This is a genomic window from Kitasatospora sp. NPDC059722, assembly GCF_042733235.1.
Lineage (GTDB): Bacteria > Actinomycetota > Actinomycetes > Streptomycetales > Streptomycetaceae > Kitasatospora.
In genome coordinates this window covers 60,227-77,585 of sequence record NZ_JBHWGD010000047.1, presented here as the reverse complement: position 1 = coordinate 77,585, position 17,359 = coordinate 60,227, and the positions used below count along the sequence as shown (strand labels likewise).

General features: G+C 72.1%; 16 protein-coding genes. 5 read left to right on the top strand and 11 right to left on the bottom strand.

Features of this window, described 5'->3' with window-relative positions:
* Positions 1–1,885: 1,885 nt before the first annotated feature.
* The 5 genes from ACFV4F_RS27080 to ACFV4F_RS27060 form a co-directional block, all read right to left on the bottom strand.
* Complete coding sequence (locus tag ACFV4F_RS27080) at positions 1,886–2,173, bottom strand: hypothetical protein (protein ID WP_380506231.1); 288 nt, start codon at positions 2,171–2,173, stop codon at positions 1,886–1,888.
* Between the two features lie 359 nt (positions 2,174–2,532).
* A complete protein-coding gene (locus ACFV4F_RS27075) occupies positions 2,533–2,847 on the bottom strand; it encodes a hypothetical protein (RefSeq protein WP_380506228.1) in 315 nt (104 codons plus the stop codon).
* 866 nt (positions 2,848–3,713) lie between these two features.
* Entirely contained in the window at positions 3,714–3,890 is a 177-nt protein-coding gene (locus ACFV4F_RS27070) for a hypothetical protein (RefSeq protein WP_380445864.1), read from the bottom strand.
* A gap of 318 nt (positions 3,891–4,208) precedes the next feature.
* A complete protein-coding gene (locus ACFV4F_RS27065) occupies positions 4,209–5,168 on the bottom strand; it encodes an RNA polymerase sigma factor (RefSeq protein ID WP_380506225.1) in 960 nt (319 codons plus the stop codon).
* On the bottom strand, positions 5,161–6,012 hold the full coding sequence (locus tag ACFV4F_RS27060; protein WP_380506222.1) for a hypothetical protein: 852 nt from the start codon (positions 6,010–6,012) through the stop codon (positions 5,161–5,163). Before ACFV4F_RS27060 ends, ACFV4F_RS27065 begins: the two co-directional genes overlap by 8 nt.
* A gap of 241 nt (positions 6,013–6,253) precedes the next feature.
* On the opposite strand from ACFV4F_RS27060, the gene ACFV4F_RS27055 reads away from it, so the two are divergent.
* Together ACFV4F_RS27055 and ACFV4F_RS27050 are read left to right on the top strand one after the other, a co-directional pair.
* Entirely contained in the window at positions 6,254–6,478 is a 225-nt protein-coding gene (locus ACFV4F_RS27055) for a hypothetical protein (RefSeq protein ID WP_380506219.1), read from the top strand.
* 239 nt (positions 6,479–6,717) lie between these two features.
* Positions 6,718–6,984 carry a hypothetical protein gene (locus ACFV4F_RS27050; protein ID WP_380506216.1) on the top strand — a complete coding sequence of 89 codons (267 nt, stop codon included), beginning with the start codon at positions 6,718–6,720 and terminating at the stop codon, positions 6,982–6,984.
* 264 nt (positions 6,985–7,248) lie between these two features.
* Here ACFV4F_RS27050 and ACFV4F_RS27045 read toward each other — a convergent pair whose 3' ends face one another.
* The 4 genes from ACFV4F_RS27045 to ACFV4F_RS27030 form a co-directional block, all read right to left on the bottom strand.
* The gene (locus ACFV4F_RS27045) at positions 7,249–7,737 is read right to left on the bottom strand and encodes a hypothetical protein (protein ID WP_380506213.1); all 489 of its coding nucleotides are present in this window, start codon (positions 7,735–7,737) and stop codon (positions 7,249–7,251) included.
* A 305-nt stretch (positions 7,738–8,042) separates the two neighbouring features.
* A complete protein-coding gene (locus tag ACFV4F_RS27040; protein WP_380506210.1) occupies positions 8,043–8,672 on the bottom strand; it encodes a hypothetical protein in 630 nt (209 codons plus the stop codon).
* A 209-nt stretch (positions 8,673–8,881) separates the two neighbouring features.
* The gene (locus tag ACFV4F_RS27035; protein WP_380506207.1) at positions 8,882–9,733 is read right to left on the bottom strand and encodes a hypothetical protein; all 852 of its coding nucleotides are present in this window, start codon (positions 9,731–9,733) and stop codon (positions 8,882–8,884) included.
* Positions 9,734–9,908: 175 nt separating this feature from the next.
* Positions 9,909–10,967, bottom strand: coding sequence for a helix-turn-helix transcriptional regulator (locus ACFV4F_RS27030; protein WP_380506204.1), 1,059 nt, complete (start codon positions 10,965–10,967; stop codon positions 9,909–9,911).
* Between the two features lie 175 nt (positions 10,968–11,142).
* On the opposite strand from ACFV4F_RS27030, the gene ACFV4F_RS27025 reads away from it, so the two are divergent.
* The 3 genes from ACFV4F_RS27025 to ACFV4F_RS27015 are packed head-to-tail and all read left to right on the top strand — an operon-like array spanning position 11,143 to position 13,655.
* Positions 11,143–11,940: a VOC family protein gene (locus tag ACFV4F_RS27025; RefSeq protein WP_380506201.1), complete on the top strand. Its 798-nt coding sequence runs from the start codon at positions 11,143–11,145 to the stop codon at positions 11,938–11,940.
* Positions 11,937–12,887: a Gfo/Idh/MocA family protein gene (locus ACFV4F_RS27020; RefSeq protein WP_380506198.1), complete on the top strand. Its 951-nt coding sequence runs from the start codon at positions 11,937–11,939 to the stop codon at positions 12,885–12,887. The genes ACFV4F_RS27025 and ACFV4F_RS27020 overlap by 4 nt, the downstream gene beginning before the upstream one ends.
* A gap of 54 nt (positions 12,888–12,941) precedes the next feature.
* Complete coding sequence (locus tag ACFV4F_RS27015; RefSeq protein WP_380506195.1) at positions 12,942–13,655, top strand: NADPH-dependent F420 reductase; 714 nt, start codon at positions 12,942–12,944, stop codon at positions 13,653–13,655.
* 207 nt (positions 13,656–13,862) lie between these two features.
* Here the strand turns inward: ACFV4F_RS27015 and ACFV4F_RS27010 are convergent, their stop codons facing one another.
* Both ACFV4F_RS27010 and ACFV4F_RS27005 read right to left on the bottom strand, forming a co-directional pair.
* A complete protein-coding gene (locus ACFV4F_RS27010; protein ID WP_380506192.1) occupies positions 13,863–16,205 on the bottom strand; it encodes a Helicase associated domain protein in 2,343 nt (780 codons plus the stop codon).
* A gap of 61 nt (positions 16,206–16,266) precedes the next feature.
* A complete protein-coding gene (locus tag ACFV4F_RS27005; RefSeq protein WP_380506189.1) occupies positions 16,267–16,953 on the bottom strand; it encodes a hypothetical protein in 687 nt (228 codons plus the stop codon).
* Positions 16,954–17,359: the final 406 nt, after the last annotated feature.

The window sequence follows — 17,359 nt, the reverse complement described above, 5'->3', positions numbered from 1 at the left end:
GGCGTGCTGCGCGAGGCCGCGACCGGGCTGTCGGCCCCCCCCGCGGGCGCCGCCGCCGGGGGGGCGCGGGGCACCCCGCGCCGGGGACTCGACAACCACCACCACAACCGGCGCGCCCGGGCGGCGCCCCCGGGCGGGGGGGCCCACGCCCCCCCCCCCCGGCACAGCCGGGCGGGGGTGGCTTGGGCTATTCGCCTGCGGCGAATTGGCGGGTGGGTTGCGGCCCCTGGCGGGGCCTCATGTGAGGGGTTGTCTGGCACGGGCCTCCGGCCCGCCATGATCGGCGTTGACGATGTGACGCGAATTTCGGGTAGATGGCCCTCCCTCCGGTCGGCCCCGGAGCCGTTGACGATGTGACGCGAAATTCCGATAGAGGGCCCTCCCCTGACGGGGCGGGCGATATCCGGCGCGGCACCGTTCACGATTTGACGTGAATTCCTTGTGGCTGCGTCGGGCCCCGGAGGGAGCGGCCTCCAGCGGGGCACCCAGGGCTGCGCCCCGGAGACGTCGCGGAGGTGGCCCCCCCGGGGGGGCGCAGGCCATCGCCTGGCCTGGCCGGGGCGGGGCCGGGCGGGGCGCAGCCCCGGGTGACGGCCTTTGACCAGGCCTTCAGGCGCCTGCGGCGCCCCGACGTCAAAGATGCAAGAGGTGTCGGGCACTCGGCTCCGTCTGTGGGGCCCGCACGGATAGGGCGGGGCGGCGTCGTCCCCGGCCCCCGAGACGTGCTGCACGGGCCTGCGGCCCGCCCCTGGAAACCCTCCGCACACCACGGCGGGGCCACCCCGGGGAAACGCCCAGGGGCCGCACCTTCCACAGCCGGAGAACACCATCGGGCCCCGGTGTGGCCCGGCCCTGCCAACACCCCGTCACGGAGCAGCGACGGGCTATGGGACAGCGTCCGCATAAACGAGCACGAGTGACGCACGGTGACACACGACATCCGCTCCGGGGAATCTCTGGAAACGCGTCATGACGTCACCTGAAGTCCCGCACTGGAAACACGCCATCTCGTCACCTTGAAGAGGCCTGTCCGCCCGACCTGATATCACCTGCCGTCGACATCATGAATAGGCCGGAGAACACAGTGGAAAACACGCCATGAAAGCACCCTGAGAATCCATCACAAACGGGCCTATGGCCCTGCTTCATAACGGGCCAGGTGAGCACTGAACCGGCGCCCCTGCCGACCCGGCGCAGCACCACACGAATACGGGGAAAACGGGGAGGACCTTCGGCGGGGCCGGGGCCTGGCGGCCCCTTAGCGGGGGTGGGGGTGTCGCCTGCGGCGCCACCGGGCGGGGGAACGTGGCCGGGCCCGGGTGAGCAGGCGGAACGGGGCCTGCGGCCCCCGGGGCGGGGCGGTGGCGGGGCGGTGGCGGGCGCTCGAGCGCGGCGGGACGGCGGTGGCCGGCCTCCTGTCCCGCCCTACTGTCGCGTTCGTTCCACACAAAAGGGATCCCGGGTATCCGGCCACGTCACAGGACACGACAGCACCCGACGAGACAGGGGGTGCGACAGCACCACCGGGGGCGGGGCGCGGCCACCGGGACGACGGCGGCGAGGAGCGGCGGGCGGGCGGGGACGGCCGGCGGCCCCAACTCCCGACCTCGGTCACTTCAGTCCCTGACACCACCCTGACCAGCACAAACACCCAGCACCGAAGCCACCACCAGGGACCAGAACGCCGACCAGGGCCTCGACCGGGCGCAGCCAGCGGCCCCGAAGCGCGGCGACGACGGCGGAACAGGCCCGGCGACGGAACGAGGACGAGATGCGGCTGGCTGCGCGGTCGGCGGCCGCAGGGGCGGCGACGGGCAACCGCCGGGGCCGGCGGCGGAACCGGAGACGGGCGACGGCGACCGGGACAACGACGGTCCGGCTTGGCTCAGGCGAGACGCTCGGAATTGGGTGAGCAGGCCATATCCTCCCCGCCCCCGAGAAGCTGACCCACGGCGCCCGTCACCGGGTCAACGAAGTACGCACAGGACATGACGGTGATCCACTCCTGGGCATGGCTCCCGCCGTCGTTCAGGGACTCGGCCACGATGTCATGCTGCGGCGCGGCATGGACCGGGCCCGCACCGACGATCGCGCCGACGCCGGTGACGACGCGAAGCGCCAGCACCCGGCAGGCAAGAACTCGGACACGCACGTGGGGACGGACAGGGGTCATAGCGCACCTCTCATGAACAGGCCCGGACCGAACAGCCGCACATGGCAGACCCGACAACGCCCGCCACCCCACCAACCCTCCAGCACACCAGGCACCCACGCGCCGGCGACCAGGCCGGACGGGGGACAGGACAAAAACGCGGCAGGACGACGGCGAGCCGACCACCCCGGACGGCACCTGACCGCCGTCGGCATCGACGACGACCGGGCGCAGCCGGCGGCCCCGTCAACGGCGGGCGACACGGCCGGGACAACGCCGAGCAACAGCCGGGGCCGGCGGCCCACTGAACGACGGCGACCGGGACAACGAGTCCTGGTGGTCACCGACGAAAACGACGCCCAGGACGCCGAGCCAGACGCTCAGTCAGCCGCCTGCCCCTTCGACGCGCGGCGCCGTAGCGTCCAGCGCAGAACGGCAACCTCGGCGAGTGCGACGAGGACGACCAGGGCGTTGAAGGCCGGGTCGCTCAGCGTCCCGCCAACACCGGTCGCGACCAGCGGAAGCGCCGCCGGTGCAGACGCCACCGCAAAGCCGACCGCAGGCAACTCACCGGAGCCAGACAAAGGATCGGCCCAGGGCTGCACCGTCGTCCAGACCCCGAGCACGATGAGCAACACGGCATACCCAAGAAAGACGGTGCGGCCGACGGTAAAACGTCTGGAGCGAGCGGTCATGGCGAGATGCTGCCACGTGCCGACACGCAGGCGCGCGACGGGTCCTGACCGAGCCGCTACCGCGCCCTCACAGCACGCGACACGTCAGGGGCGGGGCGGCGGTACGCTGCGCCGCGGGACTGTCGGAGTCGACACCGGTCGCAGATCCGACGGCCGCAGGGAGGGGGAGTGCGATGAGGCATCTGATCGGCTTCTTGGTGTTCCTGTCGGGCATGGTGGGCCTGCTCGTCGCCTCGAAGGGCGTGCGCGGCTAGGACAAGTGGAGCCGCCGCCAGCGGATCGGCGCCGCCGTCTCCGGGGTGCTGATCCTGGGGGGCCTGATCGTTAAGGAGTAGCGGGCAAACGGCGGCCGCCCGGCGGTGCCCAGCAGGCCCGGACGGCAGCGCAGCGGGACGACGAACGGCCCCGGACGGCGCCGCAGCACCAGCCAGGACACAACAGGCCCGGGACGGCGGCACAGCGAGGCGGGCTCAGGCACAGCCACCGGGGGACGGCGGGCCCAGCCTGGACAACGGCGACCGAGCAAAGCGCAACAGGCCCGGACGACGCGGTACCCAACCTGGCCCCACCAAACCGAACACCGACACCCGCCACCGCAATTCCGACTCGAATTCAGAACACCACCGGAAGCCGATCCGCCAAAACATCCATACGGAATTACCGGCGGAATTCGCCCCGGAATACACACCCAACAACACCTCACCGGCCCCGCCAGCGGCCGACCCGCCCCCCGACCCCACCAACCACCACACACAGTCACCAACCCCGCCCAGCCAACACCACCCGCCAGACACCCCCGACAGGCACACTAAAGGTCCAGACAATCAAGCGAGAGAGGCCATTTCGCGCCCACCACCACCAACAGGTCACACCCGGCGGCCCCTCGCCGGGTAGAGCTTTGGGTGCAACACGCGGTCCTCCCACCACGGATCGTCCGGAGCGGAGACCAGCGCGGCCACCAGCCCGCACTTGGTCGGGACCGGCAGCACCAGCAGGCCTAAGTCCTCTGCGGCGCGGGCCTGCACGCACTCGGGGCACTCCAACCGGCCCGGCCGCACCTTCTCCCGCGGCGCCAGCTCCGAGCCCGCCGTCCCCCCGATCGAACCCCGACACGTCCAACACGGCCACAGCCCCACCTGGACGACGGGCGGGATGATGCCTCGGCCCGCCCCGGGCCGACCGGTTGCGCCTGAGGCGGAGTCCACCGCGCCCGGCGCGGACCTGGTCTGCCCGACCGTACCGCGCGAGGGAGCAGTGCCGGCCGTCCGTCGGGCGCGCCACCGGATCATGGTCCAGGCACTCCCGCTCGATCTCTTCAGCCTCCTGCTGAAGGAGTTGGTCGACGTCCACCTCGTCGTTGTTCATGCATCGTCGGAGAGAAGAAGGTGCTCGAGCGAACGGCAGCCCAGGCTGTAATAGGTGCGCGCAGTGGTCTGGGTGATGCCGAGGAGCTCGGCAATGTCGTGGTACGACTCATGGGTCTGGCGCAGTCTCACCACCTCGGCCTGAATCGGGGAGTGCTCGGCCAGGCGCGCCATCGCGCGCGCGAGCAGGTCACGCTTGGCGAACTGGTCGATCTCGGTGGACTCCTGGCCCGGCAACTCGCTGATTGGCTCCAGGCCCAGGTCGACCAGGTTCCGCCGGATCCTGGCGTGCTGACGCAGCACGTCGTGCACCGCTTCCTCGACCACGTCGAACGCGAACGCGCGCAGATCCTGGCTGGACAGTGCCCGGGCCCAGCGGCGGTACAGCACCAACCCCGCGTTCTGCACCGCATCCTCCGCGTCTGCGCGGTGGCCCAGCCGCTGGTGGGCGTAGCGCAGCCAGGCCGGGTGCTCACTGGTGAAGAACGCCGCGAAGTCGACCGGCAGCTGCTCGATGGCGCCGGATTCCTGCATTACCGGGTCCGATTGCTGACCGTTCCCCTCGGCAGGCTTGACGTGGATCTCCGCTCTCCGCGGCAGTCCACGAAGCTCCGTCTCGATCGACACAGAAGTGATAGGTCCCGGCTCGGCGGGCGTGGCCTTGGAGCGTTCCGGCTGGTGGGGGTCGATACCCCAATCGCGGAGAAGCTCGGCGGCGCGTATGAAGGCGTTCGCTGCGGTGGAGCCCTCCAGAGAATGCAGCAGTTCCGTCAGCTCCTGCAGCGCGTTCTCGCGGGTGGCGGCGCGGTCCGCGTGGGCGATGATGTTGCGCAGCTCGGTGATCCGACGCACGACGGCGGCGCGCGCCGGGAGGGTGCTCGCACGCAGTCGGCGGGCTCCGGGGGAACCGAGAGAGGATCGTTCGAGCAGGGCGTCGAAGTCCTGGTCGTCAGTCACGGTCCGGCTCCTTGCTCTGCTTGGCCTTGGCGCGCCAGCGCCACCGGTAGAGCAGCCCCTCGACGACCCGTACGGTCGCGGCGCCCAGGACCTCGCGGATCTCCTCCTGCGAGTAGCCGTCGATGACCATGGCCACCGCCGCCCTGGTCCGGGGGTCGTCGATGTCCTCCAGATCCGCGACCACTCGCAGGTTGCCCAGCACCTCGTCGGCGACGCTCAGGGCGCGGACTGGCTCCTGGGTGACGGCCTCCTGGCGCCGCAGGGCCCGAGACTGCCTCCCCTCGCTGGCCCGCCAACGCCGGAACTCGTTCGGGAAGTCGTAGGCACAGGCCCCCATGAAGTAGGTGGTGATGCTGGCGCCGCCCTCGAACCGCCAACCGCCCTCGACGAACGCCTGCTCGCGGAAGCGGGGCAGCGCGCAGGCGATGGTCATGGTGGCCAGCTCCTCCCGGAGGTCGTTGTCGAGGTGCAGCTGCTCCAGCTCCCGTTCGTGGGCCTTGAGGCCGTACCCGCGGGCCGCGACGAGCTTGAAGATGTACCCCGAGTGCATCCACGCCTTCAGCACCGCGATGCCGTACCGGACGAGCTCCTCGACGAACCGGTCGTACCGCCGGCCCGCGAAGCCGTCCCCCGCGAGCAGCTGAACGATGCGCTGGTCGGCCATCCGCCGGTCGATGCTCTCCTGCAGCCGGCGGGCCTCCGGGTCGGGGCGGGACTCCTCGGCGAGTAAGACCTCTGCCGGCACCGGCGCGGCGAGGCCGTTTCTGCTCGGTTGACCTGTGGGTTGTAGGTCCCGGGCGCGCGCCGTGGCCACGACCTGCCGGCCCGCGTCGTCGCCCTGCATCGCCTCCCCTTCCGGTCGTCTCCCGCCCACCCAGAGGCGCGGGGTCGAGCGTCGGCCTCCGGCCTACTCCCTTCACCTCCGGTGCATGTCCGCCCCCTTGTAGGTGGCCCTCCCCCGTGTACCCCACGGACCTTTTCCAAGATCTTTTAGAGCGGTCGCGGGGAAACTCGTCCGTGGGGTACCGGCTCCGGCGAGACCTACGAGCGGCGTCTGAACCACCGACAGCTCCGTGGAGGAGAAGATGGGTTCGCCCACTCCGACCCCGCCGAACCAGTCCGAAACCGAACCGCTCCTGACGGTCCGCACCGCCATCATCCTCCTGACGGCAGCCGTCATCGGGCTGGTCGCCGGCGGGCTGACTTACCTCAGCACCCGGTCGGCACCCGGCGCGGCGCTGGCCGGGCTGACCGCCGCCGGCGCGAGCGTCGTGGGCCTGCACCAGCTGATCGGACGAGCCGGGGGCTGAGGCCGCGAGAGAGCCGCCGACGACGTCGCGGCCGCGATGATCGACCGCCTCGTCCCCCGCCGGGTGGATTTTCCCGGAAGGCACCACGGAGAAGGGGCAGTTGATGGAAGGCTTTGCGCCAGGCTTCGAGCCGAGGGGAATGCGGGACGCAGACGGACCACGCGCGCAACCACAGTCGGGACGGGGTTCGGAGGTGCTCGGTCCCACCCGACGATGCCGAGAAGCGGGCGGATGTTGCCGTGGTGGCCTCGTTGTACGACGCGGCGATCGACGAGTGCCTGGCCGGCCGGGTGTGCCTGATCAAGAGCGAGATCTACGGCGGGTTCCCGGACGAGCTGCTGTCGTACACCCGTCCCGACGCCGCCGCGTTCAACCGCATGGCGACGGTCTACCAGCAGGTGTTCGGCCACCCGACCGACGTCGTCTTACAGGGCCTGCAAGCAGCTGACCGTGGAAGAGCGCGGCACAGCGTGCGTCCGGGCGCTCGGGCTTCTGCTCGCACCTGACCCGCACGAGGCCGGCCTACCCGCTCCGGAGGACTACTGACCGGACTGCGCCGGCCACGAAGACGACGACATCCTTGTCATCACCGACGACGGGATCACCCGCCTCCTAGGGACCCCCGCCTGGCCACCCGCCGTTGATCGACCGTATCGCCCACCAGGCGGAGCCCATCGGGCCGTCTTTCGCCAGCCGCTCCGGCGCTAGCATGGCGTCGCCGTGGTCCCGCCGGAAGTCGTCGCCAAGCCCCTCCCGGTAGACAGCGCCCGCTAGTCGAAGCGCAGCAAGCGAGGTCGCAGACTCGTTGGAGTGAACCGTGTCCGTTCTTCTATCTGCCGAATTCTCAGCGGACTTGACTGCCTGCCAGAAGATCTCGGCGGCGAGGGGTGGGTTTCGTGGACGCGGCAAGGGTACTGGTCGTAGGCGGCCCGGTTGTTCGGGTTCTCCAGCGCCTCGATGAGGGAGTGCTGGCCCGAGCGGCCGAAGCGCCACCACACCGGCCCGAGTAGTCCGTGCCCGGCCAGCAGCTCCAGGGTGGTCGCGACGACGGGCACGGCGTCGTCGCACTCGCGCCACCCGTCGTCGTTGTAGTCGCGGACCTCCCTGCGCCATCGGCCGCGCCAGCAGTCGGCGGACAGGTCCGCGACGGCCTGCTGCCGGTTGGCCAGTGCGAGGGGTCCGGCGTCGGTGACGACCAGCGCGACCGGAGGAAACCCGGCACGGGCGTGGCCGGGGTAGGCGCGGCGCCACCAGTGCACCGCCCGCTCCGCCGACTCCCGGTCGGCGAGAGCCGGATCGTTGTCGCGGACCCTGGTGCGGAACAGCTCGCGGTACGGGGGGGGAACTTCGCGGCGACGTCGGCCGGGGCCATGGTCGAGCGGTCGACCTCCACCATCAGCACCGGCACCCCGATCTCCGGGGCCTGCCACACACCGTCCGGGCGCACCTTGCGCCGCCCGCCCGGCAGCAGGAATTCGGTCTCGGTCGACCAGGACCGCACCGTGCCGACCCCGCCGCGGCCCCCGGTGCGCGGCCGCCGCGCACGAACGCGGCGATCGTCTCGTTAACGGCCATCGCGTGCTGGGCACCGGAGCACCCGGCACCCCGGGCCGTCGAGCCCATCTCCGAGCGGACCATCCCGAGCACCTGCCCGGCCGTCGCGCTCGGTGCGCAGCTTGGACAGCTTCGTCCCGGCCTGGAGCAGTTGGGCGGCTTCGCCGCGGCCGGCTGCGGTCAGGGGCCACAGCTTGCGGTTGTCCGGCAGGCGCAGCTCCGCCCGCACCCTCCCGGCGGCCTCCAGGTCGACCAGGACGTCGCGGGTCGCTTTGTCGATCCGCTGTCCCGGCAGGACCAGATGCCAAAGCTCGCGAGCGGTGGCGCGCTGGAACAGGCCGAGCGACACCAAGACCCTACGCCACACCGGTTCCGTCGAGTCCGCCTTCCACCGCACCTCGGCAGCGGCAGGAAGAGGGTTGTCGCCACGGCTTCGGCCCCTTGTCCGGGGCGGCTGGCCTGCGGAAACGGCCCGGTCGGCCGTCGGGGGCACGGAGGTGCCGGCGGAGGTGCCCGCGGGGGCGGCGCCGGGGCCCTTGTCCCGGCCGGGCGAGGCCTTCGCCGACCGATCGACCTTGTGGTGGTCGGCGGCCTGGTCGTCGTCGTCCGGGTCGGGCGCGGCGAGCGAGGTGGTGGACATCGAGGTGGCCTTCCGTCAGCAGCAGGCCGGGACCGGCGCGGTGGCCGTCCCGGCATCCGAGCGAGCGCCCCGGGTGCGGCCGACGATGCACGCCACCCCCTTGTCCGCGGTCTGACCGACCCCCTTGTCCGGCCCCTTGACCAGCGTGTTGTCCCACCCGATTCGCCCAGGTCTTGGGCCTTGTCCTCTCGGAATGTCCGTGAGCGGGATCACCCCTTGGTACGGGGGAGCAGTCGGCCGGGCGCGATGCCGCCGAGGTCCCGCGCAACGGTGAGGCGCAGCAGGGTGAGGGCGTCGGTGGGGTTGGTGGAGAGCAGGGGGAGGTCGTCGGCGGCGTCGGCGACGGGGTGGCCGTTGATGAGGGCGATCCAGGAGTTGTTGTCGTCGTAGACCTCGGTCCAGCCGAGCTGGCGGCCTCGCCGTTCGAGGGCCTGGACGTTCGGGGCGGTGGGCCAGGTGAGGTGGACCAGGCCGTCGCCGAGGGCGTAGTCGCGGCGTGCCTCGCCCAGGCTCCGGTCGGTGGGCGCGGTCCAGCCGGTGGCCTGGCCTAGGGTGAGGTCGGGCATCGGTACCGCGGGCGTGCGGGCGGCGGTGGCCGGGGTGCGGGGCGGGTCGACGTCGGCCAGGCGCCAACCGGGCCGGTGGAATGCGTCCAGGGCGAGGTCGGGGGTGGCGAAGGTCTGGGGCCGGCCCAGGGTCCCCACCACGAACCGGCCAGCCTCGCCGGCACCCTGGTGCTCGACGGCGATCCAGCCGCCCAGCCCTCCCGGGCCCTGCAGCAGCAGCGTGGTCCAGCCGACCGGGACACCTGCGCGCACCAGGAGCCGCGCACCACCCGCCTGCGGGGCGTTCCAGGTGGCCAGCTGCCAGCCCGCGCCGAAGGTGACGCCGAGGTCGTGGTGACGGTCCGGTCGGCCTAAGCGGGCGATCGGGTCGGCGACCGCGCTGCGCAGCGCTGCGTGCCCGTCAGTTTCGGCCGTGGTGCTGCTGCTTTCGCCCCGGGGCGTTTGCGGGGCCGGCGGACAGGCCGCCGCGTCGGCGTCCTTTTCGGACCGGTGCACTTCACCGGCATCCGGACACGGACCGGACGGGGCCGGGAAATCGCTCTGGTCCGTATTCGGGCCGGAGGCGGCCTCGACCTCGGCCATGCGGTGCAGCAGGCGCTGCGGCGCCGGCTGAGCGGACAGCAAGTCAAGGGAGTCGGTCGATTGTGGAGGTCTGGGTGGTCGGGCTCGGTCACCCGTCTGGTTGCTTGTCGTCCGCTGCGCTGAGTGCGCGGGCTGCCCGGAGCAGTTGTCGCCCCAGCTCCTCGATGTGAGGGGCGAGTTCGCTCGGCCCGTGGAGGGTGGCAGTCGGTCCCAGGGTGAGGAGTTGTGCGGCGATGTGGAGGGGGTCGTCGGCGGAGAGGTCGACGGTGGTGGTGTGGGCGTCCAGGGCGTGGAGGCGGTCGGGGAGGGCGCCCGTGCGGGCGCGGACCGTTTCGGCGGGTTCGGGGACGGTGGCGCGGGCGGTGTAGCGGGCGGGGGCGGCGGCGATGGTGGCGGCGACGTGCGCGGCCGGGTCACCGCCGGGCAGTTCGCGTGCCGGGACGCGGTGTCCGGTGGGCGCGGGGGCGGAGAGGCGGTCGACGCGGAAGGTGCGCCAGGCGTCCTTGCCGAGGTCGTAGGCGACGAGGTACCAGCGGCTTCCCGCGGCGACCAGGGCGTGGGGTTCGACACGGCGGGCGGTGGCGTCCGTCGCGTGTTTGGCGCGGTGGTCGAAGGTGACGATCTCGTGGTCGCGGCACGCGGCGGCCAGGGTGGCGAGGGCGGCCGGGTCGGCCCGGGGGCCGCCGCCCGGCGCGAGCGGCACGGTGACCGCTTGGAGGGCGGCGACCCGGTGGCGCAGCCGGGTCGGGAAGACCTGTTCCAGTTTGGTGAGGGCGCGCAGGGCGGTGTCCTCGATGCCGGTGACGCCGCTGGTGGCGGTGCGCAGGGCGACAGCGACGGCGATGGCTTCCTCGTCGTCGAGGAGCAGGGGTGGCAGGTCGGTGCCGGCGGCGAGGCGGTAGCCGCCGGCGTGACCGGTGGTGCCTTCGACGGGGTAGCCGAGTTCGCGCAGGCGGTCGATGTCGCGGCGCACGGTGCGGCCGGTGACGCCGAGGCGGGTGGCGAGTTCGCGCAGGCGGTCGATGTCGCGGCGCACGGTGCGGCCGGTGACGCCGAGGCGGGTGGCGAGTTCGGCGCCGGACCATTCACGGCGTGTCTGGAGGAGGGAGAGCAGGCGCAGCATGCGGGCGGGCATGTCCTGGGTCATGCCGTTCAGATTGCCATCGTTCTAGGACGTGAGCTGTCCTAAAAGGCTCCTAGCGTGGTGGACATACCCGCCGATGACGGACGCGCGGGGTGATCCGTGGGGTGTGACGATCGGCAGGTGCGCGACGGTGCGCCGTCCCCTGCCGGAGGTCCCCCTCGTCGAAGGAGGAATTGTCATGGGTTTCATGGACCCGGGGAACGTCGTGCGGTTCGAGATCGCCACGGCCGACGGCCAGGCCGTCCAGGACTTCTACGGCGCGCTGCTCGGCTGGAGCTTCGCCGCCGACCCGGACTCGTCGGTCGGCGCGGTCGCCTGCATGCGGATCACGGCGCCGGGGACGCCGGTCCCGATGGGCGCGATCCACGAGGACGCCGACGGCCCGGAGGAGCGGGTGAGCGTCTGCGTGGTCTCGGCGGACGTCGCCGCGGACCGGGAGCGGCTGGAGAAGCTAGGTGCGAGCGTCGTCGTCCCGGAAACCAGGGCCCCGGACGGGACTTGGTCCGCCCGGATGGCCGATCCGCGGGGCAACGTGTTCTCGATCGTCGGGGACGGGCCGGTCCGGGAGCAGGACGAGCCGGTGGCGGCCGGGCCGGTGCCCGGTTCGTACGCCTGGTTCGAGGTCGGCACCACCGACTCCGAGGCCACGGAGGGCTTCTACTCCGCGGCGTTCGGCTGGCGGTTCGTGTTCGACGACACCGCGGGCGGCAAGCGGTACCACAACGTCTTCACCGGCAACCAGTGGCCGTCGGGCGGCATGTACGACCTCGGGGCGGACGGTGTCGACTACCTGATGCCCGACTTCCTCGTCACCGACGTGCCGGCCACCACCGCCAGGGCGGTCGAGCTGGGGGCGAAGGTCGAGTTCGGCCCGGACACCAATCCCGACGGCCTGGTCTACTCCCGGATCGTCGACCCGCGGGGCAACCGCTTCGGTCTGTTCTCGATGCCGACCGCCGGGCAGGTGCTGGCGTGAGGATCGCACTGCTGGGCACCGGCTTCGGGCAGCCGCACGCCGCGGTGTACGCGGCGCGGGGCGACGTCGAGGTGGTCGTGTTCGGCCGCGACCGAGAGAAGACCGCCGCGGCGGCGGGGCGGTTCGGATTCGAGGCGTCCACCGACCCGGACCGGGCGTTCGAGGACGCCTCGTTCGACCTGGTCGACATCTGCCTGCCCACCCCGCTGCACGCCGCGCATGTGCTGCGGGCGCTGGAAGCCGGCAAGCACGCGCTGGTCGAGCTGCCGATGGCCGACAACCTGGCCGACGCGCGGCGCGTCGTCGAGGCCGCCGAGCGCAGCGGCAAGCAGGTGTTCGTCGACATGTTCGAGCGGTTCATCCCGGCCAACCGGGCCCTGTTCGACGCCGTGCGCGAGAACACCTACGGGCGCCTGGAACAGCTCACGCTGTGGAACCTGACCGCGCCCCTGTGGCCAGGCGCCAGCCTGGGCCTGCGGACCCTGCCGCTGGAGGCCATGCACAGCGACATGGACATCATCACCCGTACTCTCGGCAGGCCGCACGGCATCGACGTGACCGCCCACGCCCGCGACGAGGACAGCGCCTCCATCGAGGCGACGCTCCGGTTCGACGGCGCGTTCGCCCGCGACTCGGTCTCGGCACTGATGCCCATGGCCTGGGGTGCGCGCGGCGGCTACACGGCCACCTTCACCGGGGGCGTGCTGGAGTCGCTCTCCACGATGGACTTCGATGGCAAGCCGTCCGGCACCGTCACCGCGTACACCGCCGACGGCGCACGGCAGTTGGAGCTGCCGGCCGCCGACCAGTACGCGGCGATGATCGACCACGTGCTGGCCTGCCTGCGCGGCGGGGCCGTCAACGAGATCGCCCCGGCCTCCGTGCTCGACGCGCTGCGGCTCACCCTCGACATCGACCGGCGGGTCAACGGCGAGCGGACCCGGTAGCGCAAGGCCGCCCGTTCCACTCTCACCTCACCTCACCTCGCAAGGAGTTACCTCATGAAGATCGCAGTCCTCGGCACCGGCGGCGGTGGCCGCGCCCACGCCGCCAAGCTCGCCGAACTCGGCCACCAGGTGTACGTCGGTACCCGCGACCCCGAGGCCACGCTGGCCCGCACCGAGCCGGACATGATGGGCAACCCGCCCTACCGGCAGTTCCTCGCCGACCGCCCCGGCATCACCTTGCTGCCCTTCGGCGAGGCGGCCGGCGCCGCCGACGAGATCGTCATCAACGGCATCGACGGCCACCACGCCCTCGACGCGCTGACCGGCATCGCCGACGCCCTGACCGGCAAGGTCCTCGTCGACTACGCCGTCCCCTACCTCTACAACCACGCCACGGAGCACCCCTGGCCCACCCCGTGGGGCGTCATGCCGAAGCTCGACCCCTGCGACACCGACAGCCTCGCCGAGCAGATCCAGCGCGCCCTGCCGGACGTCAGGGTCGTCAAGTCCTTCGTCACCCAGGAACAGGCGACGGTCGTCGACCCCGGCGCGATCGGCGACGGCGACCACACCATGTTCCTCGCGGGCGAGGACGCCACCGCCAAACACACCGTCACCACCCTCCTCAAGGCGTACGGCTGGAACGACATCCTCGACCTCGGCCCCCTCGTCGCCGCCCGCGGCATGGAGATGTACGCCCACATGCACAGCGCCATCGGCCTCGCCCTCGGCCTCGGCACGCACTTCGGTGTCAAAGTCGTACGCTGAAGCCCCTCGCACTCGTAGAACCCGAACCACCCAGGCCCGGGCCCGCAACAGCGAGGCCCACGACCGTGATAGCGGGCCGGGGCGGCGGGGTCCGGGTCGGGGCGGGCGGTGTCGGTCATCGCGCGGTGCCTCCGGAAGTCGGGAGCGGGGTACGGACAGCCGTCCCGGCCCGGGGTGGGCCGGGACGGCGGGGTCTTGCGGGGCGGGTCAGCCGGTGACGGTCTCGGCGTGCCGGGTGAGCGCGTCCAGGAGCGCGGTCTGCTGGTCGGTCAGCTTTCCGTCGGTGCGAGCCCCCGCCTGCTTGCGCAGCCAGGTGCCGGGGCGGAAGGCCGGATCCGTCTCACCGCCGGTGCGGTTCGCTGGGCCGTCGAGGGTGCCGCCGGCGGCGAGGTAGGCGAGCAGGCGGCGGTAGGAGCGGTTCCAGTCCGGCTCCAGGCGCCACAGCTCGTCCAGCACGTCCAGCTTCGCGATCTGGTCGGTCGTGAGGTTGTCGGCCTTGCGCTGGCGGCGCATCCACGCGCCCACCGCGTAGTCGTCCAGCTTCGCGGTCGCGGGGATCGCCAGGTGGCCGTGCTGGTGGTGGAAGGCGGCGGCGTAGGCGTAGCCGCGTTCCCAGGCGTTGGCGTTCTTCGACCAGATCATGCCGAGCGCGTCCAGCTCGCTGACCCGGGCCGGGTCGAGCAGACCCTGGCCGTTCAGGTGGCGCTGGCGGGTGAGCCAGGAGATCAGCTCGGCGTGCTTCGTCTTGTCGGTGGGGTCGAGGTGGCCGTGCTGGAGGTGGAAGACCGCCGCGACCGCGTGCATCCGCTGCCACTCGACCGCGCGCGGGTTGAACGCGCGCAGCTTGACGGTCTGGAGGATCCGGGCGGCGTGCTGCCGAGCGTTGATCTTGAGCCACTCGATCGGCGACCCGACCGGGGCCGGCCGCTGCTCGCCCTCCCCGGTCTCGGCGGTCTCGCTCTCGGCGGGCTTGGCCGCGGTGGTGTGCGCGGTGCCCTGCGAGCGGCTGGCGCGCAGTTCGGTGATCCGGCCGACCACTCGGGCGTCGTGCGCAGCGAGGGCGCACAGGACTCGCCAGATGGTGCGGAAGCTGGAGGCCTCGATCTCGGTGTCGGCCTCGGCCTTCACGGCCTCGCCGGCGTCGTGGACTTCGGACGGGTGGGCGGTGGCGGTGTCGTCGCCGACCTCCGGCGTCGGGAGGTAGACCGGGATGATGACCCAGGAGACCTTGCCCTCGCGGTAGGACTGGCGCAGCGCGCGGCCGACGGCCTGGACGATGTCGATGACCGAGCTCTTGGGGTCCGCGAAGCAGATGGCGTCCACGGCGGCGACGTCGATTCCTTCCGTCAGGAGTCGGCTGTTGCAGAGGATGCCGCATTCCTCGCCGTCGTCGCCGGTGTGGGCCTTGAAGTCGGCGAAGGCGGCCCGGCGGTCTTTGAGCCGGTCGGTGCCGGCCACGGCCTTCGCCCAGATCCGCTCCGGGCGCTCCGGGTCCTCCAGCAGTTCGGAGGCGTCCAGCAGGGTGCTCGCGAACTCGCGCGCCGCCGACACCCGGGAGTGGAAGGTGATGACCCGGCGCAGGCCAAGGTCGGCGACCGCGCGCAGCACCGCGATCTGCAGGGCCAGGCGCAGCAGTTCCTCGTTGGTGCGCTGGGAGCGCAGGTCGGCGACGGCGGGCAGGTTGAGCAGTTCGCGCAGGTCCTCGTCGGTGACGACGGGGACCAGGACGCGGTAGTCGGCGAGGTAGCCGTGCTCGATGCCCTGGCCGAGGGTCCAGGTGAACACGGTCTTGCCGTAGATCTCCTCCGAGTCCATGGAGCAGAGCGCGGGCAGCGCCTGGCCGTCGGCGTCGGCGAGGTCGGCCAGGCCGTCCTTCGCGCGCCGGTCGTCGGCGATCCGCGGGGTGGCGGTGAAGTACAGCCGGCGCTTCGCCGGGACTTGGGCGTCGTCGTGGACAGCGGCCCACGCCTTGCCCTCCGAACCGGCGGTGCGGTGGGCCTCGTCGATGACGACGAGGTCCCACTCGGGCAGGCCGTACAGCTGGTGGGCCTGGACGATGCGCTCCAGCGAGGCATAGGTCGCGTACACGGTCACCGGCTCGCTGGCGTTCTCCTTGGCGACCAGGTCGGCGATCCGCGGGGCCTGGGTGGTGACCTGGGCGTGGACGCGGCCGCCGGCCTCCGCGCTCTCCAGCGCCTCCTCCCGCGAACAGGCCGCGACAGCCAGCCCTCGGCGACCGCCCCGCAGCGACCACGCTTCGGCGGTCTGCTCCAGCAGCTCGATCGTCGGCACAAGCACCAGCACCCGCCCACGAGCGGCCAGGCGCCGGGCGCAGCCGGCCGCGATGAGGGTCTTGCCGGAGCCGGTGGCGGCGACCACCGTCGCCCGGCCGCCGTCCTTCACCTCGCGCACCGCGGCCGCCACCGCGTCCTTCTGGAACCAGTGCAGCGGCAGCGGGTTGACCGTGCCGAGCGGCTGCGCCGGGAGTTGTGTCTTTGCCCGGGCGCGCAGCCCGGCCGGCGCGTCCTGCTCAGCGGTGGCGGTCTCCACGGCGGTGGGTCTCCTTCGTGTGCCGGGTGGTGCGGGGCGAGGTGGTGGGCGGGGTGGAGGGCTACTCGTCCTCGTCCTGCTGCGGCAGTTCCGGGTTTCCGTCGTGCTCGTCCTCGTGGTGCTTCCACGGGTCGCTGCCGTCGGGGAGCTGTGCCTGGCGCAGGTCGCCGCAGCCGGTCCCGCCGATGCCGCACGCCACCGGCCGGTCGGGGTTTGCCTCGGCGGCCCGGGCGTAGCGGTGGCGGGCCGGGGTGGCGCTGACGCCCAGTGCCTCGCCGATGCGCTCCCAGGACGGGGCCGGACGGCACAGGTCGCGCAGGGCGAGGGTCAGGTCGTCGCTGAGCGCGCTCAGCAGCGTCCGGGCGTCCGTGATCTCGCGCAGCAGGCCGAGCAGGACCTCCGCTTGCTGCGTCTCGGGCGTCTCCCAGCGGCGCGTGCGCCGGCGGGCCAGCAGTTCGGCCGCGGTGAGCGTGGCCTGTGCGTGCAGGGCGGTGGTGCGCCCGAGCGGGACGAGCTCGGGGTTCCAGGTGAGGGTGTGCTCGTCCTTCCGGGCGGCCAGGAGACGGTAGGCCGCGAGGTCCTCGCGGCACTCCGGGCAGGGGACGTCGGCCAGGTCCCCGTCCGCGGCGAACTGCTCGCCGGTCGGGCCGATTACGGGCCGCCGGCAGAACGTCTGCTTGGGCGTCAGGCCCAGGTGCGGGCCCTGCCCTCCGGCGGCGGCCCTGACGAACGGGTAGAAGGCGGCCATGAACAGCACTCCCCCTGCTACTTGTAGCTGAATGTCTGCCAAAATTAGCAGGGCTTGCCTCATGATCGAAGGCGTGCGCAATTAGTCACACAAAGCAACGCGGCTGTGGTGGGGGCCGCTGTGACCGAGTGCCCCAGTTGGCGAGGCTGAGCGCTTGGTGACGAGTCAGTGCCCGGCACCCGTGCGCTTCCTTCGGGGCTGTGATCGCACCTTCGGACTCGGGTGCTGCCGAACGCCCGGCCAGGGGCCGCCGGTGTGAACCGGCGGTGTGTCAGCTCGGCGGGCAACCGCGGCCCCGCCCGTGTGATCGACAGTGACGGAAGGCGATCCCTCGCCGAGAGACCCTCTTCCCTTTTCTGGAGCTGATCGTGACGTTCCCACTGTCCGAGGTCGCTGACCGGCCGAG

What these genes read in the sequence shown, in the direction of transcription:
- ACFV4F_RS27080 (WP_380506231.1), bottom strand. Translation starts at nt 2,173, where the DNA reads ATGACCCCTGTCCGTCCCCACGTGCGTGTCCGAGTTCTTGCCTGCCGG.
- ACFV4F_RS27075 (WP_380506228.1), bottom strand. Translation starts at nt 2,847, where the DNA reads ATGACCGCTCGCTCCAGACGTTTTACCGTCGGCCGCACCGTCTTTCTT.
- ACFV4F_RS27060 (WP_380506222.1), bottom strand. Translation starts at nt 6,012, where the DNA reads ATGCAGGGCGACGACGCGGGCCGGCAGGTCGTGGCCACGGCGCGCGCC.
- ACFV4F_RS27055 (WP_380506219.1), top strand. Translation starts at nt 6,254, where the DNA reads ATGGGTTCGCCCACTCCGACCCCGCCGAACCAGTCCGAAACCGAACCG.
- ACFV4F_RS27040 (WP_380506210.1), bottom strand. Translation starts at nt 8,672, where the DNA reads ATGTCCACCACCTCGCTCGCCGCGCCCGACCCGGACGACGACGACCAG.
- ACFV4F_RS27030 (WP_380506204.1), bottom strand. Translation starts at nt 10,967, where the DNA reads ATGACCCAGGACATGCCCGCCCGCATGCTGCGCCTGCTCTCCCTCCTC.
- ACFV4F_RS27025 (WP_380506201.1), top strand. Translation starts at nt 11,143, where the DNA reads ATGGGTTTCATGGACCCGGGGAACGTCGTGCGGTTCGAGATCGCCACG.
- ACFV4F_RS27015 (WP_380506195.1), top strand. Translation starts at nt 12,942, where the DNA reads ATGAAGATCGCAGTCCTCGGCACCGGCGGCGGTGGCCGCGCCCACGCC.
- ACFV4F_RS27005 (WP_380506189.1), bottom strand. Translation starts at nt 16,953, where the DNA reads ATGGCCGCCTTCTACCCGTTCGTCAGGGCCGCCGCCGGAGGGCAGGGC.